At 43.5% G+C, this 23165-nt stretch carries 17 protein-coding genes; 6 read left to right on the forward strand and 11 right to left on the reverse strand.

What is annotated here, in order from left to right; genetic code table 11:
* Positions 1-14 precede the first annotated feature (14 nt).
* From ACEZ3G_RS01395 to ACEZ3G_RS01405, 3 genes are read left to right on the forward strand one after another with little or no spacing between them, the layout of a single operon-like run.
* The gene (locus ACEZ3G_RS01395; RefSeq protein ID WP_432423691.1) at positions 15-503 is read left to right on the forward strand and encodes a DUF192 domain-containing protein; all 489 of its coding nucleotides are present in this window, start codon (positions 15-17) and stop codon (positions 501-503) included.
* Positions 504-507: 4 nt separating this feature from the next.
* Complete coding sequence (locus ACEZ3G_RS01400) at positions 508-1026, forward strand: GNAT family N-acetyltransferase (protein ID WP_432423692.1); 519 nt, start codon at positions 508-510, stop codon at positions 1024-1026.
* The gene (locus tag ACEZ3G_RS01405) at positions 1023-2255 is read left to right on the forward strand and encodes an ABC transporter ATP-binding protein (RefSeq protein ID WP_432423693.1); all 1233 of its coding nucleotides are present in this window, start codon (positions 1023-1025) and stop codon (positions 2253-2255) included. The genes ACEZ3G_RS01400 and ACEZ3G_RS01405 overlap by 4 nt, the downstream gene beginning before the upstream one ends.
* 106 nt (positions 2256-2361) lie before the next feature.
* Here the strand turns inward: ACEZ3G_RS01405 and secDF are convergent, their stop codons facing one another.
* Positions 2362-5328, reverse strand: a complete 2967-nt coding sequence (gene secDF, locus ACEZ3G_RS01410; RefSeq protein ID WP_432423694.1) for a protein translocase subunit SecDF — start codon at positions 5326-5328, stop codon at positions 2362-2364.
* Positions 5329-5492: 164 nt separating this feature from the next.
* On the reverse strand, positions 5493-6419 hold the full coding sequence (locus ACEZ3G_RS01415) for a malate dehydrogenase (protein WP_432423695.1): 927 nt from the start codon (positions 6417-6419) through the stop codon (positions 5493-5495).
* A 304-nt stretch (positions 6420-6723) separates the two neighbouring features.
* Between ACEZ3G_RS01415 and ACEZ3G_RS01420 the strand changes: the two genes are divergently transcribed.
* Positions 6724-7092, forward strand: a complete 369-nt coding sequence (locus ACEZ3G_RS01420; RefSeq protein ID WP_432423696.1) for a hypothetical protein — start codon at positions 6724-6726, stop codon at positions 7090-7092.
* Between the two features lie 182 nt (positions 7093-7274).
* Here the strand turns inward: ACEZ3G_RS01420 and ACEZ3G_RS01425 are convergent, their stop codons facing one another.
* The 3 genes from ACEZ3G_RS01425 to asnB all read right to left on the reverse strand — a co-directional run bounded on the left by ACEZ3G_RS01425 (position 7275) and on the right by asnB (position 12273).
* The gene (locus tag ACEZ3G_RS01425; RefSeq protein WP_432423697.1) at positions 7275-8288 is read right to left on the reverse strand and encodes a DUF6588 family protein; all 1014 of its coding nucleotides are present in this window, start codon (positions 8286-8288) and stop codon (positions 7275-7277) included.
* 71 nt (positions 8289-8359) lie between these two features.
* On the reverse strand, positions 8360-10315 hold the full coding sequence (gene gyrB / locus ACEZ3G_RS01430; RefSeq protein ID WP_432423698.1) for a DNA topoisomerase (ATP-hydrolyzing) subunit B: 1956 nt from the start codon (positions 10313-10315) through the stop codon (positions 8360-8362).
* A gap of 287 nt (positions 10316-10602) precedes the next feature.
* Entirely contained in the window at positions 10603-12273 is a 1671-nt protein-coding gene (gene asnB, locus ACEZ3G_RS01435) for an asparagine synthase B (protein ID WP_432423699.1), read from the reverse strand.
* A 267-nt stretch (positions 12274-12540) separates the two neighbouring features.
* Between asnB and ACEZ3G_RS01440 the strand changes: the two genes are divergently transcribed.
* Positions 12541-13080: a DUF2911 domain-containing protein gene (locus tag ACEZ3G_RS01440; protein WP_432423700.1), complete on the forward strand. Its 540-nt coding sequence runs from the start codon at positions 12541-12543 to the stop codon at positions 13078-13080.
* A gap of 53 nt (positions 13081-13133) precedes the next feature.
* Here ACEZ3G_RS01440 and ACEZ3G_RS01445 read toward each other — a convergent pair whose 3' ends face one another.
* From ACEZ3G_RS01445 to ACEZ3G_RS01470, 6 genes are all read right to left on the reverse strand, one after another.
* Entirely contained in the window at positions 13134-14765 is a 1632-nt protein-coding gene (locus ACEZ3G_RS01445) for an amidohydrolase (RefSeq protein WP_432423701.1), read from the reverse strand.
* A 115-nt stretch (positions 14766-14880) separates the two neighbouring features.
* On the reverse strand, positions 14881-15288 hold the full coding sequence (locus ACEZ3G_RS01450) for a hypothetical protein (RefSeq protein WP_432423702.1): 408 nt from the start codon (positions 15286-15288) through the stop codon (positions 14881-14883).
* A gap of 159 nt (positions 15289-15447) precedes the next feature.
* Positions 15448-16209 (reverse strand): NYN domain-containing protein, encoded by a 762-nt coding sequence (locus tag ACEZ3G_RS01455; protein WP_432423703.1) that lies wholly within the window; start codon positions 16207-16209, stop codon positions 15448-15450.
* A gap of 61 nt (positions 16210-16270) precedes the next feature.
* Positions 16271-17386 (reverse strand): OmpA family protein, encoded by a 1116-nt coding sequence (locus tag ACEZ3G_RS01460; protein WP_432423704.1) that lies wholly within the window; start codon positions 17384-17386, stop codon positions 16271-16273.
* A gap of 105 nt (positions 17387-17491) precedes the next feature.
* Complete coding sequence (locus tag ACEZ3G_RS01465; RefSeq protein WP_432423705.1) at positions 17492-19267, reverse strand: TonB-dependent receptor; 1776 nt, start codon at positions 19265-19267, stop codon at positions 17492-17494.
* 24 nt (positions 19268-19291) lie between these two features.
* Positions 19292-22315: a tetratricopeptide repeat protein gene (locus ACEZ3G_RS01470; protein WP_432423706.1), complete on the reverse strand. Its 3024-nt coding sequence runs from the start codon at positions 22313-22315 to the stop codon at positions 19292-19294.
* Positions 22316-22457: 142 nt separating this feature from the next.
* Here ACEZ3G_RS01470 and ACEZ3G_RS01475 point away from each other — a divergent pair, with 142 nt between their 5' ends.
* Entirely contained in the window at positions 22458-23141 is a 684-nt protein-coding gene (locus tag ACEZ3G_RS01475; RefSeq protein WP_432423707.1) for a cell division ATP-binding protein FtsE, read from the forward strand.
* The last annotated feature ends 24 nt before the right edge of the window (positions 23142-23165 follow it).

Genomic DNA, 23165 nt, shown 5'->3' on the forward strand with positions numbered 1-23165 from the left:
AATATACACGGTCAATGAAAACAACGTTTTGTTTTAGTGCCATTGTAAGCCTGCTTTTACTGTTCGGCTCTTGTAAAGATGAACACAAAAATGTGGTCAAGACCGAACCCGTTGTTTTTGCCAAAGAAGGAGAGCTTACGGTATTTAGACAGGAGACAGATTCTATACTTGCAAAACTCGATATCGAATTTGCCCAAAGTGAATATGAGACGCAGACCGGTCTGATGTATCGTCAATCGATGTTGGACGATCAAGGGATGCTTTTTGTTTTTCCTGATGAGGCCATGCATTCGTTCTATATGAAGAACACCGAATTCCCTCTTGATATCATTTTCATCGATTCGAACCTCAAAATAGCCAGTTTTCAGGAAAATGCGCAACCCCTGAGTGAAAAGGGACTTTCTTCAAAAGTACCTGTTCAATACGTACTCGAAGTCAATGCCGGACTTGTAGAAAAATGGTCATTATCGGAAGGAGATATCATCGAATTTACCAAACTCTGAAACGATGGATTTACTGCTCGTAAATCAAGTTACGGAACGGTTGAAGTTTCGAAAAATTACCACCTCTGATTTCGAAGCCTGGCTGCCTTTTTTTCAAAACCCTATTAGCACCCAATATTGGGAAGGATTGCCCAAAGACCCAAAAGAAGCCTGTGAAGAACAGTTTCAAAGGATTTTCGAGCGGTATGAAAACAATCTTGGAGGAATGAATGCCCTTATTCTTAGAACGTCGGGAAGATTGGTGGGCATATGCGGATTATTGGTTCAAGAGGTGGATGCGATTCGAGAACTTGAAATCGGGTATTCTATACTGCCCGAATTTTGGCGCAATGGCTATGCCACCGAAGCGGCCAAGAAATGCAAAGAATTTGCCTTCACCAATAAACTTGCCGATTCGTTGATCTCCATTATCCATATCGACAATATTCCCTCCCAAAAAGTAGCGCTGGCCAATGGTATGAGTTTAGATAAAACGACTATCTATAAAAATAACCCCGTCCATATTTATAGAATCGTGACATGAACAATAAACATTGGGCCATATTTACGAACAATGCCTCAAAGAAGAACAATTTCATAGCTTCTTTATTGAACGGTAAAGTCAGTTCGGGTTTCAATGAACTTCGAAACAAAAAAGGAAGCTTGTTTTCAAAATCGGTTTTGGAGGATTACATGCGAAAAGAAGAACAGCACGGTCGGAAAATAATTACCAATACGGCCCAAAACCTAAAAACAATGTCAAGCGGTGAACGTCAAAAGGCACTGTTGGCCCATGTTCTCGAGAATAAACCCGATTACCTGATCCTTGATAATCCATTCGACAACCTGGATATCGATACCCAGATCGAACTGAAACGGAAACTACAAAACATGCGCCACGAAATTTCTCTGGTGCAACTAATCAGCAGAAAAAGTGATCTGCTTCCTTTTGTCAATACCTTCTTCAAACTTGAAATTAACGATCTGGTTACCGTTGAAAAAGTTTCGATTACAAAACGGCTCCAAGAGAAGAAAATGTTCCGCAATAAAATACCACCACCTTTAAAACCGTTTGACTTTGGCGAAAAGGTACTTATCGAGTTGAAGAATATCAATGTCAGTTATTCGGAACGCCCGATTTTAAAAAATATCAACTGGAAAATCCAAAAAGGTGATTTTTGGGAGCTTCGCGGCAAAAATGGAAGTGGAAAAACGACCATCCTTTCCATGATTACCGGAGAGAATCCCAAAGGATATGGCCAGGAGCTTTACATTTTCGGTCAGAAAAAAGGGAGCGGTGAAAGTGTTTGGGATATCAAAAGACGCATCGGGTATTTCACACCTGCGATGACCGATAAGTTTACAGGATATCATTCGGTCCAAAATATGGTCATATCAGGATTGACCGACTCTTTAGGCCTATATATTAGACCCACCGAGTCCCAATTACGTGTAGCGAAGGATTGGTTGCTATTGTTGGGCCTTTGGCACTTAAAGGATAAACTGTACCACGACCTCACCATAGGGCAGCGCAGGTTGATCATGTGTGCCCGCGCCATGATAAAGCATCCGGTATTACTGATCTTGGATGAACCGACCGCAGGATTGGATGATGAAAGTGCCGAATTATTCGTGGCTTTGGTAAACAAATTCGCTTCGGAGAGCGAAACAGCGATTGTATTTGTCTCGCATCGCCAAGAACCCAATTTGAATCCCGATTTCATTTATGAACTGAAAATGGGCAACGAAGGTTCGACAGGAAGCGTTCATTAATAGTTCATCTGAACTGAGACCTTCTTCAAAAGTCAAGGTAATTGCTCAACACGGAATAATAAAAAAGCCGCTTAAAAGCGGCTTTTTTATTTAACTGGTTCAACTATTATTTTTCACTGCCCCCTTTTATCTTTTTGGTAAGCATATCGAACATTACGGGCGTGGCAATGAACAACGAGGAATATGTACCTACTATAATACCGACTATCATGGCAAACATAAAGCCTCTTAGCGATTCTCCGCCAAAAACAAAAATTGCCAATAATACTACCAATGTTGTCATCGAGGTATTCAATGTTCTACTCAATGTGCTGTTCAACGCAAGATTGACATTCATTCCACTACGCCATCCTTTTTCGTTTATAATCTCACGAATACGGTCGAAAACGACCACGGTGTCGTTCAAAGAGTATCCAATTACCGTTAAGATCGCGGCAATGAAAGCCTGATCGATTTCCATATTGAAAGGCATTATCTTTCCAAAAAGAGAGAATACACCCAATACGATCAAAACGTCGTGAAAAACCGCCACAACAGCTCCCAAGGAGAATTGCCATTTTCTAAATCGTATCAAAATATACAAGAAAACCACGGCCAACGAACCGATTATGGCCAAGAAAGCATTTTTCTTGATATCATCGGCGATGGTGGGCCCGACCTTTACCGATTGCATTATACCAATAGATTTTTCGTCACTACCCGTAATAAAATCCGATTTCGTCATTCCGTCAGGTAAATACTTTTGCAACGCGGTAAAAAGTTTGTCCTGAATTTCATTGTCGACCTCGACACCTTCAACATCGACTTTATAAGGTGTGGTCAATTTGATTTGATTGGCATCGCCGAACTCCTTGACATTTGTTCCGCTACCAAAGACAGTATTCAATTCTGAAGCGATTTCCGATGGGTTTACTTCATTTTGAAAACGGATTTGATATGAACGCCCACCTACAAAATCAACCCCTTGCTGCAGGCCATTTGTTGCCAACGAAAATATTCCGATACCTAGAAGGATCGCCGATAATATATAGGCTATTTTTCGTTTCCCCAAGAAATCGATATTCATGTTCTTGAAAAGATTCTTGGTCAAAGAAGTCGAAAAATCCAATGTTCTACCCTTACCACCAATATACCAATCGATCAACAATCTTGTTATGAAAATAGCCGTGAACAATGAGGTGACAATACCGATCAAAAGGGTCGTTGCGAAACCTTTAATGGGCCCCGAACCGAATACAAAAAGAATCAAGGCCGTAAGGCCGGTAGTAATGTTGGCATCCAAAATCGAGGACAATGCATTGCCAAAACCATCGGCAACGGCCTGTGCCTTACCTTTGCCTTTGGCAAGCTCTTCTTTGATTCTTTCAAAAATGAGTACGTTGGCATCGACCGACATACCAATGGTCAAAACGATACCGGCAATACCCGGCAGGGTCAAGACCGCGTTCAAGCTCGTCAAAACCCCGAAAATCAATAAAATGTTCAACAGCAAGGCAACATCGGCGAACGCACCCGCCTTGCCGTAGTAAAAAATCATCCAGATCAAAACGATGGCCATTGCAAGCATAAATGACATAAAGCCACTATCAATAGCTTCTTGGCCCAAAGACGGCCCCACAATTTCCGATTGAATGATTTCTGCGGATGCGGGCAGCTTACCGGCCCGCAAAACGTTTGCAATATCTTTTGTCTCGTTGACGGTAAAGGTTCCGGTTATCTCAGACCGACCACCGGAGATAGGGCCTGAAGACACGCCCGGTGCGGTATATACTTTATTGTCCAAAACTATGGCGATGCCCGTTTGATTATTGTAGGCGTCACCCGTTAGATTTTCCCATTCTTTGGCACCCTTGGTATTCATGGTCATGGAAACGGCCGGTCTTCCTCCCATATCGAAATCGTCGCGGGCATCGCTCACCACATCACCGCTGATCCGCGGAATACCGTCCCTATTCGATTTTAAGGCATATAGGTCGACTACTTCGGTCTCTGGAGTCGGTGGCCTCTCCCATACGAATTTCGCAAATTGAATATCGGCCGGAAGCAGACGTCTGATCTCGGGCATTCGAAGATATTCGCCCACTTTCGCCGTATCATTGATGGCGGCCCTGAACATAGCGTGTGTGCCCGGGTTGGCCGGAATCAACAAATCAAATAACGGATTGACCTGATTGCCCAAATCCAATGAATCGGTGGCAACATCGGAAAGCAACGAATCGATTTCGGACTCTTCTTTTACCGGTTCTTCGATTTCGGTCGTATCGACCATTGTCTTAAGTTTCTCGTTTGCCGCAACAATAAACTGACTGAAGCTCGGGTTGCTCTGGCTATGGGTCTCCCAAAACTCAAGCTGGGCGGTACTGGATAGCAAGTCCTGTGCACGGGCAATATCCCTTGCTCCGGGCAGTTCTACCAAAATACGTCCCGAATTACCTTCACGCTGAATATTCGGTTGGGTCACACCAAAACCATCGATACGTTCACGGAGTACTTCGAACGCCGAAACGATAGATTCGTCAATTTTTCTTCGGATAATCGGTTTGACCTCGTCATCGCTCATCTGAAAATTAATTTCTTCGCTCAAACCTTTGTTCGCAAAGATGTCAGGTGAAGCCAATTTCGTATCACCTTTTATATTGTCAAAAGCATCGAAGAACAGATCAATATAAGTATCATCACTGTTTTTAGAAGCTGTATCGGCGTCGGCCAAGGCTTTGTTGAAGACCGGATTTTTGGTGTTATTGGCCAAACCTTTCAAAATATCCTTGATAGAAATCTGAAGCGTTACGTTGATTCCGCCTTTCAAGTCAAGACCTTTGTTCAGTTCTTTCTTTTTGGCCTCATTATAATCGGTAAACCCTAAAATAGGATTACTTCCTATAGAATCAAGATAACTGGCCTCAAGTGCTTCGCGCTTTGAAACATAGTCTTCCTCACTTTCCGAAATTCTACTATTGGCAAAGACCTCGGCTTCCTTTTCAATTTTACCGGTTATAAAAGTGTACGATAACTGGTAGATACTTACTAATCCGAATAGGAGGGCAAAAAGCTTTATAAGTCCTTTATTCTGCATGGGTTGCGTTTATGTTTGAGCTATTTTGATTAACAGCGTGCAAATATATGATTTCGGCTACATATTGACAATGAACTCGTTCATAATATTTGGCGAGGTTCCATAAATCAAAACGTCTTGCGCAATATTGCATGGCAAGACGTTTCATATTATTGGCTAATAGATTACAATTCCAAAAGGCCATTTGTTTTGGTAACACCGGCCGCGCTTTCTTGCATTTTTGCCTTTTCGGCATCGCTCAAGGGGATATCGACGATTTTCTCGATTCCATCCTTGCCCAATATTACGGGAACACCTATACATATATCTTCAAGGTCGTATTCCCCATTCAAAAAAGTAGAACATGGGAATATTTTCTTCTGGTCACAGGCAATCGACTGTACCAATGCCGAAACTGCCGCCCCGGGGGCATACCAAGCACTGGTACCCAATAATTTGGTCAAGGTCGCCCCACCAACCTTAGTGTCTTCTGCTACCTGGGCCAATCGCTCGGCAGACAGAAATTCGGAAACCTTGATACTATTACGCGTGGCATGCGATGTTAGGGGAACCATTCCGGTATCACTATGACCCCCGATTACCATTCCGTCAACATCTGAAATAGGGGCTTCCAAAGCCTCAGCCAATCGGTATTTAAAACGGGCGCTATCAAGGGCACCTCCCATACCTATGATTTTGTTCTTTGGCAGTCCGGTGGTTTTGTGTACCAAATAGGTCATGGTGTCCATCGGATTGCTTACAACAATCAAGGTAACATTCGGAGAATGCTCGATCAAACTAGAGGATACGGCTTTTACGATTCCTGCATTGATTCCGATGAGCTCTTCACGGGTCATTCCCGGTTTTCTAGGAATGCCCGATGTAATAACGGCAATATCGCTTCCCGCTGTTTTCGAATAATCATTGGTTACCCCGGTAATCTTGGTGTCGAAACCATTTAAAGAGGCCGTTTGCATCAAATCCATGGCCTTTCCCTCGGCATATCCTTCCTTAATATCCAACAAAACTACTTCCGACGCAAAATTCTTGATTGCAATATACTCGGCACAACTGGCGCCAACGGCTCCCGCCCCAACAACTGTTACTTTCATTTAATTATGATTTATTATTAATACTATTCGATTATACCACCTTATGGACATTAAGCCCAGCGACCAAAATCTGAACGCCTCAAAAATACTGAAATTAAGAGTTAAAAGAAGATGTGAGATGGCATAATTATGTTCAAAATGTGGTATTTCACCGATCGATGAAATGCATTGATGTTAAAAAAAGGCGCTTTTCAACGAAGAAAATTAGAATATCGTGCCGTACATCGAATTCTGGCAATACCCACTCTCAAAGTGCCGTTGTTATGATATCGAACCCCGAATCGAATTATAGCCTACAAACCAAATGAAAAAGATTTTTTCATTCTTAGCAATACTAGGAATCATATTCGTAAGCAATTGTACGCGAATTCCGGAAAACGACGACCCCATCATTGGTATCTGGGATCTCGAAGAAGTGGCTACCAGCTTGAGCGGTAAGCAGACTATTCGTACGGAATGGATTTTCAATGACGCCTATTTAGGCAGGTATCACCGTATCGAAAATGGCAGCATCATCGTAAAGTCGGACTTTAAATGGAAACAAGAGGATGGCGTTTACGTTATTTCCTACCCCGGTCTTGAGAGGAGCGACGACCATGTAATTCTAAAGCAATCGGTGAATGGCTCATTGCTTGAAAGAAATGATGGAGTCATGTTAGCGAGGAGAGATTAATACTACCCTTTAACAAATAAGAATATTCCAGTAGTACGTTTAGTTACAACCCTTTTTAAAAAAGCGCCTCACCCCCGAGAGGCGCTTTTTTTTGTTTTACCTTCAGCCTACGATTTCAAAGAGTTTAACGAGACCCTAAAAAAACCTGTGCAAAATTGAAAGCTCGCCGTACAGATCGTTACTTACCTAAAACCAAAATTAAGACCCACCGAAAGGCTATTGAAATCTGCTAAAGTATAGTCGGCGTGCAGCCTAAAAAAGCCCAACTTCAATTTTGCGCCTATGTTTGCTCGAACACCTTTGGCATCCTTATTCAACGAAAATGGGTCGGTGTATGTTTCTTGGAAAGGACCGGACTGCACCGTATAGGTACCAAGAATATCTGTTGTTGATTTTCCGCTTAGATAGCCCAGACCTCCATAAAAGTTGATTATTGGAAGTTTTGTAGACACAACTGCCTGAAAAATCCAGGTATTCATCTTCATATCTATTCGTTGATCTTCGCCTGCAATGATATTGGTACTTGTGAAATCATAGGTGCCATCAAGGTGGGTATACCCTATTACTCCTGAAATGGCCACCGGAAACAGTTTCTCGGCAGGCAAATGCTGTGTAAACTCGTGTTGAACACCCACACCATAAAGTCCTATCGCCGCTTCTTCAGTATTTATCTTGGGCAAAAACCTGGCTTTAAGCTCGGTTCCCTTAAAAAGTCCGATACTGGCCTGTATAAATGCAGAAGGAATAAAATTGACATCCTCCGAAGCCAGACCTGCAGGAAGTTCAAAGTCTTCCCGTGAATTGACGCCCGGTGCAATTTCGCCTACAACGTAGACCATTACTCCTTCTATATCGCCCAGAGCCGTGGACACCATTTTGGAAGTACTACCATCGTCGAACTGTAGGTTCTCATAATCAACAGTGTTCAACTCGAAGGTTTTTTTATCGGTCTTGTCCTTGAAATTGGCCATATTACCAATAATCGAAATTTCAAAACCGCCCAGTGGTTTTGCTTCACCATGGTTGTACCAACCGTTCGAGATACTATGCATGGCTCCCTCGGAAACTGGTGCGAGATAATCATTGGTAAACCGCTCTGCATCATCTAGCCCTGCCGCTAAAATCTCATTGATATTGGATTGGCCATAGACGTTTAGGCCAGCAATCGTAAAAAGTAGGAAAATTACCTTTTTCATATTGTAAGTTTTCCCTAAAATAAAATGTCCGCCGGGTGGCGGACAAGTTTTTGTTGTGTAAGTGCCTATTTCTATGCATCAATGTTGGCATAAACGGCATTTTTCTCTATAAATTCCCTTCTTGGAGGAACTTCATCACCCATCAGCATCGAGAAAATACGGTCGGCCTCTGTTGCATTGTCAATAGTAACCTGTCTTAAAGTCCTAAAATCAGGATTCATTGTGGTATCCCACAATTGTTCGGCATTCATCTCACCAAGACCTTTATAGCGCTGTATACTTACCCCGCTACTATAACTATTGGCAATCTCATCGCGCTCCTTATCGTCCCACGCATATTGTTTTTTACTGCCTTTTTTGACAAGGTACAAGGGGGGGGTCGCAATATAGACGTGCCCTCCTTCGATCAACTCGCGCATGTACCTGAAGAAAAAAGTCAAGATCAAGGTCTCGATATGGCTTCCATCGACATCGGCATCGCACATGATAACTACCTTATGATAGCGAAGCTTGTCCAAGTTCAAGGCCTTACTGTCATCTTCAGTACCGATGGTAACCCCTAGCGCCGTATAGATGTTCTTTATTTCCTCGTTCTCGAACACTCGATGGGTCATGGCCTTTTCAACATTCAGAATTTTACCCCGTAATGGCAAAATTGCCTGAAAGTTTCGGTCTCGGCCTTGCTTGGCGGTACCGCCCGCCGAGTCGCCCTCGACCAGAAATACTTCACACAATGCCGGGTCTTGTTCTGAACAATCGGATAACTTTCCGGGCAAACCGCCAATGCTCATGACCGTTTTTCGTTGAACCATCTCGCGGGCTTTCGTTGCCGCATGTCGCGCCTGTGCGGCCAGTTTTACCTTCTCAACGATCATTTTGGCATCATCTGGGTGCTCCTCCAGATAATTGGTCAACATTTCGGATACTGCCTGGCTGACCGCCGAAGATACTTCTCGATTACCCAACTTCGTTTTGGTCTGCCCCTCGAACTGCGGTTCGGCCACCTTGACTGAAACAATGGCGGTAAGTCCTTCTCTAAAGTCATCGCCTTGAATCTCGAATTTTAATTTATCGAGCATGCCCGATGCATCGGCATATTTTTTCAGTGTGGTGGTCAACCCTCTTCTAAACCCTGACAAATGGGTACCACCTTCGTGTGTATTTATATTGTTTACATAAGAGTGTAGATTTTCGGTATAACTGTTATTGTAGATCATGGCCACCTCAACAGGTATATCGTTCTTCTCACCCTCCATTGAGATGACATTTTGGATCAATGCCTCCCGATTACCGTCTAAAAACTTGACAAATTCCTTTAATCCTTCATCAGAGTAGTAAGTTTCAGATACATATTCACCCTTATCGTCTTTCTGCCGCCTGTCGGTCAACGAAATTGTGACCCCTTTGTTCAAAAAAGAAAGTTCCCGCATGCGATTCGACAACGTGTCATAATTGTATTCGATCGTCTGAGTGAAGATTTGGTCGTCAGGATGAAAAGTTACCATTGTACCCCTCTCCGTAGTCTCCCCTACACTTTTAACAGGATAAAGGGTCTTTCCTCTTTCATACTCTTGTTCCCAGATTTTACCATCGCGGTATACGGTAGCCTTCAAGTTGTCGGAAAGGGCATTTACCACGGAAACACCGACACCATGCAATCCGCCCGACACTTTATAGGAGTCTTTATCGAATTTGCCGCCAGCACCGATTTTTGTCATGACGACCTCAAGGGCCGAAATACCTTCTTTTTTATGTAGATCTACAGGAATTCCCCTACCGTTATCACGAACGGTAATCGAATTATCCTCATTTATAATGACACTTATCGTATCACAATGCCCACCCATGGCCTCGTCGATCGAATTATCGACTACCTCATAAACCAAATGGTGCAACCCCCTAACACCCACATCACCAATGTACATCGAAGGACGCATGCGCACATGCTCCATACCCTCCAAGGCCTGAATGCTATCGGCGGAATATTTTTTCTTGTTTTCGTCTTTTTTACCTGCTTCTTCGCTCATAGGATTTACGTTGTTTCAACTTCAAATTCAGCAATCTTACAAATATATGCAATACCCTATGGAATATAGGGTTTTGGCATTTTTTTAACCTCTAAGTTATTAACAAAATTTGTGGAAAATTTGAAAGCAAAAACCCTTGAAATCTCATTCAAAAATCTAATGTTATTACATATTCAATAAAGTTGGAGGAATAACCAAAAGACCCTAACATTATCGCTAGGGCCAATTGACTAATCAAATAAAAACAGAGGACCCTTCAGGGCCAAAACAGAATTATATTTTTGCCATTATTTTATATAGGCATCGTCATGCACGTTCGCAACCGCTCTGCCGGAAGGGTCGTTCATGTTCTTGAACGCCTCGTCCCACTCCAAGGCAATTTTCGTACTGCACGCCACTGATGGTTCTTGGGGCACGCATAGGGCGGCCGCATCGCTTGGAAAATGTGATTCGAATATCGAGCGGTAGTAAAACTCTTCCTTGGTCGTCGGCGTCTGTACCGGAAACCTGAACTTTGCATTGGCCAATTGCTCATCGGTAACCTCATCGCGCACCAGTTCCTTTAGCGTATCGATCCAACTATAACCGACCCCGTCTGAAAACTGTTCTTTCTGTCGCCATGCCACGCTTTCGGGCAGCATATCTTCAAAGGCTTTTCTGACCACCCATTTTTCCATTCGCTCGCCGTTGATCATCTTGTCCTGCGGATTGATTCGCATGGCCACATCCATAAACTCCTTGTCCAAAAACGGAACGCGCCCCTCGATTCCCCATGCAGCCAGTGATTTGTTGGCCCGCAAACAGTCGTACATATGTAATTTGCTCAACTTTCGAACGGTTTCTTCATGAAATTCCTGCGCGTTCGGAGCTTTGTGGAAATATAGATAACCGCCGAACAGTTCATCGGCCCCCTCGCCCGAAAGCACCATTTTAATACCCATGGACTTGATCACCCTTGCCATCAAATACATTGGTGTCGAAGCTCTAATGGTCGTAATATCATAGGTCTCAAGATTATAAATAACATCCTTTATGGCATCGAGGCCCTCTTGAATGGTAAACTTGATCTCATGGTGTACGGTGCCGATATGATCGGCCACTTTTTGTGCCGCAGCCAAATCAGGGGATCCTTCCAGGCCCACTGAAAAAGAATGTAATTGTGGCCACCACGCATCGGTAGTGTCATCTGACTCGATGCGCTTCTGGGCATATTTCTTTGCGATGGCCGATGTAACGGAAGAATCCAACCCCCCTGAAAGTAAAACACCATAGGGCACATCTGACATCAACTGTCGGTGCACCGCGGCTTCAAGGGCCTCTTTGATGGCCTGAATACTGGTCTCATTATCCTTTACGGCATCGTATTCCATCCAATCGCGAGAATACCATTGTTTCAGTTCGCCATCGGCACTGTGCAAATAATGACCCGGGGGGAAAAGCTCGATCTTTGTACAGGTTCCTTCCAAGGCCTTCAATTCAGAGGCCACGTAGAAAGTACCATGCTTGTCCCATCCAATATAAAGGGGAATGATACCCATATGGTCGCGGGCCACAAAATACTCGTCTTTCTCAACATCATATATGGCAAATCCAAAGATACCGTTCATTTCATCGATAAAATCGACCCCTTTTTCTTGATACAGGGCCAGTATGACCTCACAGTCAGATTTAGTCTGAAAATTATACCTACCCTCAAATTGCTTTCTAAGTTCACGATGGTTATAGATTTCGCCGTTGGCGGCCAAAACCAGTTTTTTATCCTCGCTGAACAAAGGTTGCTTGCCAGAGGCCGGGTCTACTATGGCCAGACGTTCGTGGGCCAAAATAGCTTTATCATCTGAATAGATCCCGCTCCAATCAGGACCTCTATGTCTTACTTTTTTCGACATTTCAAGTATCTGAGGTCTCAAAAGCTCAGTTGATTGCTTAACATCAAAAGCACATACAATACCGCACATAATCACGTATTTTAATAATTATAAAGCAAAGATGTTCTTTCTATTTATAATATAAAACAATTATATCTCAATTAATATTATTTTAATATCAAAAAGAACTATTTGGTATAATTATGTAATATCAATATGGAGATTATCAAAAAAAATCGATCTTTTGTAAGCTGTTAAAATTTTAACGACTTTTTAGCAGAGATACATTTGAATACTACTTAGTTTTAACCCACTTGCCCTTTAAAATGAAATTCGGGGCCTAAAACAAATACACTTATGAAAAAAATTCTCACACTTACGATCTTGGTAATCTCCCTGGTCTTCACCACCGACGCAAACGCACAAAATTTTTCGGGTCTGGATAAAAGTCCCGCAGATATCGCTTCTTATCCTCCGGGAGGAAGGGACTCCAATAAATCGGTAAGAGTCATATATAGCAGGCCCCAACTAAAAGGGCGGTCTTTGGCCGAACTGGCCCCAGCAGGAAAGGTATGGAGAACAGGGGCCAATGAGGCCACGGAAATCACTTTTTACAAAGATATCAATTTTGGAGGGAAGGATGTCAATGCAGGAACGTATTCCTTATTTACGATTCCTGGGGAAAAAGAATGGACCGTTGTTTTGAACAAGAACCTGAACCAGTGGGGGGCTTATAGTTATGACGAATCCGCAGACGTAGTTCGTGTAAGTGCCACCAAAACCATGGATGGTTCTTCCTTGGAGGAATTCTCCATAGCCTACAAGGAAATCGACGGCGGCGTCGACTTGGTCATGGGATGGGACAAAACCCGGGTTTCTGTACCGATAAAAATGTAATCAAACAATATCAAAATGTTTTAAAGACCCAGGGCAAAAAAGTCTTGGGTTTTTTATTCGGCCACTACTCCCGAAATAAAAGTTTGTTGTGCCTGTATCGTTGGAATCTGCTCAACAGGAACCTGCATCAGATCATCACTATAAATCACAAAATCGGCAAATTTACCCACTTCAATACTCCCTTTTTCGTTTTCCTCAAAATTGGAATATGCTGGCCAAATAGTCATTCCCTTTAAGGCTTCCTCACGTGTCAAAGCTTGGTCTGACTGGAACCCTCCTTCGGGATACCCGTCAATATCCTGACGTGTAACGGCAGCATAAAATGTCAAAAACGGACTTACCTGTTCCACAGGAAAATCCGTACCCAGAGCTACCATTCCGGCCGCGTCCAATAACTTTTTAAAGGCATAGGCGCCTTTAATGCGTTCTTCGCCCAAACGTTCCTCGGCCCAATACATATCGCTCGTGGCATGTGTAGGTTGAACCGAAGGAATAATGCCCTCTTCAAAATATCCGAAATCCTCGGGAGCGATTATCTGAGCATGTTCAACCTTCCATCGCCTATCTTGCTGTCCGCTCAAGGCGTTTTTATAGGCCCGCAATACCACAACATTGGCCGAATCACCAATTGCATGGGTATTCATTTGATACTCCGAGATTGCCAGACGACGGGCAAGGTCCTCAATCTCTGAGATGGGCGTGACCATTGCCCCATAATGACCAATTTGATCTGAATAGGGTTCTTTTAAGGCAGCTCCTCTAGAACCCAGTGCTCCATCGCCGTAAACCTTTACGGAACGCACATTCAACCGGTCGGTCTTGTATGGACCTTGATAAATATAATGTTCCAGATTTTCAGGGGTATTGCTGAGCATGGCATAAACCCGTATCGATAATTCACCGATCTGTTGTAAGCTGTCGATCAATTCAATGGTCGAACGATCGATACCTGCATCATTGACCGTCGTCAAACCATGGTTCAAACAGATGCGTTCGGCATCCTTTAGGGCCTGAATCTTTGTTTGAAGATCTGGAGGAGGAATTAGTGAGGTAACCAGACCCATAGGGTTATCGATCAAAACCCCAGTAATTCCTGAATACCCATCAGTCCATTTTTTCACGATTTCCCCGCCTTCAACTTTAGTATCCCAACTGATTCCGGCCATATCCAACGCCTTTTGGTTCACCAAGAGGGCATGACCATCGATCCTTCGCAAGGCTACGGGCGTGTCGGGGAACAGCTCATCGAGTTCTTTTTTGGTAGGAAGTTCCTTGACCTCCCAGTCGTTTTGATCCCAACCATTACCCAATATGAAATCTTTAGGGTTTTGATCCTGGAATGCCTGCACCCTATCCAATACTTCAGCAAAACTTTTGGTACCTCTCAAGTCGGCGGTCTGTTGACCCATACCCAATCCGAAAAAATGGCAATGGGCGTCGATCAATCCCGGCGTTATGGTCCGTGCGTCGGCGTCAATAATTTGATCTGACGTGTATGTACTTCTTATTTCGTCGGATGTGCCTACGGCAATGAACCTGCCTTTGTCTACAGCAAAGGCCTCCGCTTTCGAAAAAGAATCATCGACCGTATAGACATTGGCGTTTAAGATTATCAGATCTACCTTTTTCTTGAACAGATCGCAACTACATAAGATAAGTAAAACAAGAGGAAGAATTTTTCGCATTGCCCCAATATTGAATTCCCTAAAATAACCAAATATTCGATAACCCATTGTACAAATAAAAAACCCGCCGTTAGCGCGGGGGTTTTTTTGATTATATTTTACCTATGTACCAAAACTATTTCGGGTCGGGAATCCTTTTGCCAGAAAGGGTAAAAGGACCCGAGGAAGAAGATCCATCACCGGAGAACGAATCTCCGTCAAAATTTAAGGTAATCGAAACCCTATCGCCTTCCACATAGACCACAAATTTAACTTCACTTCCATCAACTGTAAGTTCTTCGGTCGGAATCATACTTCCCTCAGCGCCTTGAATATTAAGAACATATTTTCCCTTTTCCTTCTCAATATGTAAAATTCCCTTGGCATATTGTGGATCCACATTCTGCACATCATAGGCCCACGAACCCACGATATCCGCCATGGATCGATCCATAATATCGGGAATAGGGGCATTATTGGCCGTCAGCGGCTGAAAACACAACGTTGATACGCATACGAACAGAAGTACTTTTAATTTTTCCATGATTTTGATTTTGTGTAATACCAACTTTAAAGTTCAACCTTAAAAATACACAATAAAAATTGTTTAACGTTATTTTTCGATAAAGTGATCGCACAAATAATAGCGTGAAGGTATCAATGGGTGTCTATCGAATGCGCAACAACTTTATCAAGTTGCCCGTCATTTTCTTGAACGTGACCCTTTTTTCTCTTTGATCTTTACATAAATGAGTTTTTTACGGCCCCTAGAATCTTCCCTTCTCTCGATTTCGAATTGCGAGATCGAGCTGATCAAGGGAGTCAACTTCTGAAAACCATAATTACGGGAATCAAAATTGGGTTGTTTTTTTTGCAACAAACTGCCCACATCTCCTAAAAAAGCCCACCCGTCATCATCGGCCAAATCTTCGATCGTAGTGGCCATAAGCCTTAAGTCTTTCGGTGTGATTTTGTCAACACTGTCTTCAGAAGTCTTTTTCGCCGCCGAAGCCTCATTTATATCGCTATCGGATTGCTTTTTAAGTATCTCAAGATATATAAACTTATCGCAGGCAACGATAAACGGATTCGGGGTTTTCTTTTCACCTATTCCGATAACCTGAATGCCGGCTTCACGCAATCGGGTCGCCAAACGCGTAAAATCACTATCACTGCTAACGATACAAAAGCCGTTTACTTTGCCTGAATAGAGAATATCCATAGCGTCGATGATCATGGCCGAGTCGGTCGCATTTTTACCTTGGGTATACCCATACTGCTGTACCGGGGTAATTGCATTTTCAAGCAAAACATGTTTCCATTTTCCGAGTCGGGGGTTTGTCCAGTCTCCATAAATTCTTTTAATGGTCGGGTTGCCGTATTTGGCAATTTCTTCCATCATTTCCTTTACATAGGCCGAGGGTATGTTATCCCCGTCAATGAGTACCGCGATATTGAGGTCCATAAATTGGTTTTGATTTAGCGCAAGTTACGGGCTTTAACTTAAAATGACGGTATTTAACGACCTATTCTTTGGCAATAATAAATTCTACGCGACGATTTCTTTGCCTACCCTTGACAGAGGAATTTTCACTGACCGGATTTTCTCCCCCGAAACCGTTCCACTTGATCTTTTTGCCCGATAAGCCCAATTGCACCAGATAATCGGCAACGGCCTTGGCCCTTTTGTTGGATAAAACCTGATTATAACCCTCAGAACCAATATTGTCGGTATGGCCATTTATTTCAATGGTGAGTGTCGAATCTTTTTTTAAATAATCGAAGACACGGGCCACTTCTTTTTTCGCCGAATCGAGCAGTATAAACTCATCAAAATCAAATAGAACATTGGTAAAAACATGTGTCTTATCCAATTCAAAATCATGCTTGCCCGACGCACCGGATACCAAATCGGAACCCATATCTTTTCGTTCCGTACGTTCAACCGAAACCATATCGATATAATAATAGGCTCCCTGTTTCGCATATTTTTCGGTCTTGAACATACGCGTGCGCGCATTCGTCTTGAAATTACCCAAGATCATGAAGCGTTCGGATCCTTTGGCGATGAATTCGGAATGCACCAAAACCCAGTCATTGGTGTCACGATAAAAATTGGTGTAACCTATTTCGATGGCATGGTACGAAGTATTCTTTTGTTGATAAAGAAGCCTCTTGGAAAGTTCTTTTTTGGTCGCTACTTGCAAAGGTACGGTTGAGAACAATACACCGAAATCCTTAACGGCAAAATCGGATCTTTCGGCCAAACTCACATAAAAGGAAATCGTGTAATTTTCATCCTCGACCAAAGGTTCGAATAGTTCTACCTGTAAATATTCGCGATAATCATCGGGTGCATAAAGGTACAGTCCCGCGTAGCCCTGTCCAAAATCGGCAGGTTGGGTTCCGTTAAAATTTTTAGGCGTACCCATAGCCTTGCTACAACTGTTAAAATAGTCGGTAGAACCTTCAGTGGGGGTGGACCAATCGATTACATCGGCATTAAGATTTCCGAGTTTTTCGGGGCAATCGACATATTGTTCAAAACTAGGATTTTTTACGAGGTTTTGTGCCATAACCGGAACTACCGCTAAAAGGCACAAAATCGCAACGATATGCTCCGTAACCTTGAAAAGTCTCATTTAGGGTATTTAACTACCTCTAAAATAGCAAATTACGGAAAAGCAACGGTAGCGACGACGACTTTCTTCGGCCAACGGTTCAAATTATGGGTCGACCCAATTGCCCTAAAAGTCGAATTTATAGGTAGCCCCGCCCAAAACCTGAAAACCCTGAACCGGATAATTTGCCCATCGCAGGTAATTATTATTAGCGATATTGGCCGCTTTGACAAAAATTGATAGTTGATCACTGAGGCGATGCCCGATATGGGCGTTCGCATCGAAATACCCATCAAGTGCTATCAAGGTAGCAGGAAATTCAGAAGGTTGAACGTTCTGGACCACTTGAGAAGAAAAATCTTCCCGTTCGCCTACGTAGAACAGGTTGGCGCCCATATACCACCGCTCGCCTATTTGATAATCCATAAAAAGGGAGCCGGTCAAATTTGGCAAGTTCCAAGCCGGATTTCCCGTCTCGGTACTATAGTCGTAGAATTCGGCATTGATTCCCAAGGTAAAATTTCGATTCACATCGACGTTCAATTCGCCAAAAATTCCCAAGGTTTTGACATCATCTCCCAGTGTGACCCCATCAATGGTGAAAACTTCAAAAGAATTACCGTGGTAATATCCTTTTTCATCATTCCTGAAACTGTTTTGAGGATTCAACTTAAAGAGTGCCTTTCCGTTTTCAGCCGTGTAAGAACCTTTAATGTTATAACTCAAATTCGGTAAAAGTTGTCCTCTCAAACCGGCATAGGCGTCATATTGTCTATCGGTCGGTGCAATTGTAAGTGTTGGAGAAACATAAGGATTCTCCTCAACGAAATCATAATATGAATTCTGTTGCAACTCACCCTCGATACCGCCATATACTATGGCAAATTCATCCAAAAGGCGATATGAGGCCGTAACCACCGGATAGATAAAGAACCTACTATCACTATTTTCACTATCGAGGCCGTAAACGAAATTGACACCAAGGTTCAGCGACAAATCATCGCGTAACAAGGTCAAACTCGGATTGACACCTACCTGTAAATGACTGTATTTTATACCCGCGGTATTCTCTGGATCGTTCAAGCTTGCATTCTCGAAAGCACCATTTACATAATCGACCTTGGCCTTGATGCCAAAAACTTCTTCCCCTACCGGAAATTCGAATCCCGTTTTGAAAATAGCGCGGTTCTCGCCCGACTTAACCGCATCCCAAAACCTTCGATACTTTAAAGAAGCATCGGTAAAATAAGCATCCTCGACATCAATATGCGCACCTGCCTCGCCCATATAGTAATTCTGACGTTCCTCGATACCGGCTACGGTAACAGGGTCGGTTCCCTCAGGAAGTCCGTACCAGTTATACAATTGATGTTTCAAACCTATATCGGCACCCCAACGAAAATCGCGGTCACGTTTGGCATACGAGGCATCGAGCTTACTTTTCGAATAGATATTATCGAGCACGATTCCACTGATATCGGCGCGGGACGAATTATGGTCAAGCCCCAATGTAAAGCTTGATTCACGGTCAATGGTACGACTTGTATGGAATTTGGCCATAATATTCGCCGGATTGCCCCCTCCTGCCGAGGCATAGGAATTATACAATATAGGTGGCGGCGTCTTTTTGACAGCTGAGGCCTTCCCTTTTGCCGGCGTAAAAGTGGAAGCTACCGGAACCGAAAAGATACTATAGTCTATCTTTTTCTTCTGAAGCACGATGGAGTCGTTCAGATTCGGTATCGACTTGATCTTAAAGGCATCCGAGATCGTCGGGGTATAGGCTTTCGTAACGGTAACCGTTTCGGTTCCGATCTCATTTTCATCTTCATCATCTTGAGCTAGGGCCAACTGAAAGACTCCTAGAACTGCGAATAGCGTTATTTTGATGTATTTGTGCATAGGTGTTCTTTTTTCTCGCGTATTTTAATTTCCTCCCGGGTCAACTGAAGAATTGCGCTGCGCCTCTTTCGCCTTGATAATTGAAAGTTCGCCCCGTGCCTCGGCCACAATGTCGGCATATTGGCTAAAATTGGTGATTACATTATCCAAGATATAGGTTGCCTGATAGGCATCGTCAAGGGCATAAAAGTTTTTCGCCATAATGATCAAGCCCTTGCCCCCCCATTCTTTGTAGGCCGAATAATCTTTTGCCAATTTTTGTACCGAGCTGTTCGAGGCTTCGTACTGTGACCCCTTATTTTTAAAATAAGCATCGTAATAAAGTGCTTCGGCGGCGGTCTCGCCCGAAGCAATCTGCAATACCTCGGCATACGCAGATTCGGCTTTCGATTCATTCCCGGTGGCGATCGCAGATCGGGCAATCATGATCTTGGCATCACTTTTTATACGATTGTCGATACTCGGGGTTGCCAAAACTTTTTCGGCATACTCAAGTGTTCGGTCGTAATTCTTTTGTTGGTAATAGCCCTTCATAAGATTTGATTCGGCAAAGGTTCGGTTTTGTTGTATATCGGCGGTTGCCTCCAATCGCTCTAAATACGGCAAAGCTGAAGTGTAATCTTTATTGCCTATGTATATTTCACACGTGCGGGTCAATGCCTGTTCGGTATATTCGTTCGCGCCCTTATCGGCAACGAACTTGTAATAAATCAGGGCTTTTTCCTTATCGCCCTTGGCAAAGTACAATTGTGCCAAATTGAAGTTCGCCTTGACCGCATGTAACCCGTTGGGGAATTGCTTGATATAACTCTCAAAACCGCGAATGGCGGCCTCTTTTTGACCTTCCATATTTTTCTTCTCGGCCGATTCATACGTTGCATTGTCAAGCTCGGTATCCGTCACCTCGACGAAATCCAAATCACGTACCCAGGCACCATATTCATCGACGCGGCCCATATCGACAGAGACCAGTTTGGCCGTGGCCACTGCCTGTACGGCTTCTTGTGTGTTCGGAAAATCGCGGACCACCGTCTTGAACTTTGCCAAGGCCTGTTCGTTTCTGCTTGCGTTATAATGCACCAACCCTTGTCGCATAATGGCCTGGGCGACCAAAGGACTCGCCCTATATTCAGCTATCAAGCGATCATAGGCCTGAAGCCCCCGATTTTCCTGACCTGAAGTTATGTATGAGTTGCCGAGCTCAAAAAGAGCGTCATCCTTTAAGGTAGAATTCGGATACTTTGATGTAAAGCTTTCCAATTCCTCGATTTTCGTATTGGCCCTATCGACAAAACCATAACTTAAAGCCTTATGGTAGGCGGCATAGTCCTTTTCAGGTCCGCTCAGGGCCAACGCCTTGTTATACGTTTCTATGGCCGGCCAATATTTGCTGGTCACGAAATAGCTGTCGCCCAACCGCAAATAGGCGTCGTATAATTTTTGGGTGTCAGACGGTGAAGTACTTGCAAAGTTTCCGAAATGCGAAATGGCCTGTCCGTAATTCTTCAACTTAAAATTGGTGTAGGCCAAATTGTACTCTAGATCCTTATATTCTTCCGTCGAACGCGCACTCGAACTTTGCTGAAACCTTTTGAAGCCGGCCAACGCCTCATCGAACCTGTTCAACATATATTCCGATTCTGCCTTCCAATATGCAGCCCTTGCCTCGAACAAAGCATCGGCCGCACTGTTCAAAGACTTGGCAAAAGCATCTGCCGATCCTGAATAATCGGTATCGATAAAAAGTTCGACACCCCTGTAAAAAGCCACTTTCTGATAAGTGGCCTTACTGGCGAAGTTTCTATTTTTTTCAAGCAATTCCATAGCGCCGGCGAAGTTCTTGGAAGTGATATACGAATCGACCAAAAGTTCTTGCATGGCCTGCGCGTTCGAATCGTTCGGATACTTATCGAGATAGTCTGAGATTACCTGAGGCACCGGTTCGTAAGGGTTACCGATCTCGTAGCTGAGCCGGGCATAGTTCAAGCTTGCATCTTTTTGGATCTCGGCCGAGAAATCCATTTGAGAGGCATTTCGAAAAGCGTTCAAGGCTTCCTGTTTTTTGTCGAGTTTCAAATAGCATTCCGCCAAATGGTAATAGGCGTTTTGCGAAACACTGTTGGTTCCTCCAATAATCTTATTGAACTGTTGAGCGGCGTTTGCAAAATCACCTTGTTTATAATAACTATATCCCAAGAGATAATAGTCCGTATTGCTCCACCTGCCTTTTTTGCCCCTATATTGTTCCAAATAAGATATGGCGTTGTCGTATTGCTTCAAGTTGAAATAGCTCTCGCCAATGATCTTGTTGAGTTCTGACACCTCATTGCGATCCGACTTGGGCAGTTGCTTTTTGGCCAGGGCGATGGCCTCTTCGAACCGGCCCAGCTTAAAGTTCATATCGGCTTGGTAATAGCTCAGTTTTTCATCAAGAATCTCGGGGTCGGTTATCTGGTCAAAACGTTGGTTCGCCGCCTCATAATCATCTTGTTGGTACGAAATATAGCCCAAATAATATTTTGCCTGTGACCCGTAGATGGGCGAATCGACAACCTTGTTCAGATAACGCTCGGCCTCTTTCGAATTTCTTGAGGAAAAAAGTGAATACCCATAATTGAAATTGAACTTGTCCATTTCTTTTCGCGAAAGTGCCCCTTGATCCACTTTGTTGTACCATTTTAGGGCATATGGATATTTTCCGGTCTCAAAATAGTATTCGGCCACATCGGCGAAGGCGGAATTTCGTTTTGTCGATGTCGGGTATTTTTCGACAAAATCTTCCATAAGATCATCGGCTCCCAATTGGTTCAGACGAACTGCGGCATTGGCCTCATAATAGGCGCTATTTGCTTTCGTTTCAAGGTTATCGGTGGTATTCTTTACCCTGCCGAAAATGGTCTGTGCCGCCTGGTACTGCTCATTATTGTACAGTGCCAGTGCATCTTGATAGTCTTTATCTTCGTGTGTGTAGATTTTGGTCTCTTGCGAAATGCCAAAAAAAACCATTCCCAGAAGCGGGAAAAGGCAAGCGGATATTTTTCTAAACATAGCGTTCTAACTATTTTCTAGTCTGTATAACGTTAAAAACCGAATCAAAGTATGTGCCATTACCTTACAAACGTAAAAGATTTGGCAAGGTGAATAATCGATATCCGAGTTAACTTATTACTTTTATATCAACATTCATTCTATGGGAGAAACGATTTTACAGTTACAGGATGTGTCCATTTTTCAGAAGGAAAGCCTCGTTCTGAACAAAGTAGACCTTGAGATAAAGAAAGGGGAATTCGTCTACCTTATCGGCAAGACCGGAAGCGGCAAAAGTAGCTTTATGAAGACGCTCTATGGCGATCTGCCGTTGCGCAAGGGCGCGGGAAGCATTGTTGGTTTCGATTTGAAAACGCTAAGGGAAAAAGACATACCGTACCTACGACGTAAATTGGGAATCGTTTTTCAAGATTTCAAGTTATTGCCGGATCGCAACATCAAGAATAATTTGCAGTTCGTACTGAAAGCGACGGGTTGGAAAGACCAAGCCAAAATGGACAAACAAATCGAAAACGTGTTGGACAAAGTGGGTATGAAGACCAAAGGCTTTAAATTTCCGCATGAGCTGTCAGGTGGCGAACAGCAACGGATCGCCATTGCGCGTGCCCTGCTCAATGACCCCGAACTGATCCTGGCCGACGAGCCGACCGGAAACCTGGATCCCCAGACCAGTGTGGAGGTCATGAAAGTCATGCAGGATATCAATAAATCGGGGCGTACCATTCTTATGGCCACACACGATTACGCGCTGATTTTAAAATACCCTTCGAAAACCTTGAAATGTGATGGCAATAAAGTATTTGAGGTCGTTCAAAGGGCGGTTTAGATGAACACCTAGATTTTTATTTTA

Source organism: Meishania litoralis (assembly GCF_042611095.1).
Lineage (GTDB): Bacteria > Bacteroidota > Bacteroidia > Flavobacteriales > Flavobacteriaceae > Meishania > Meishania litoralis.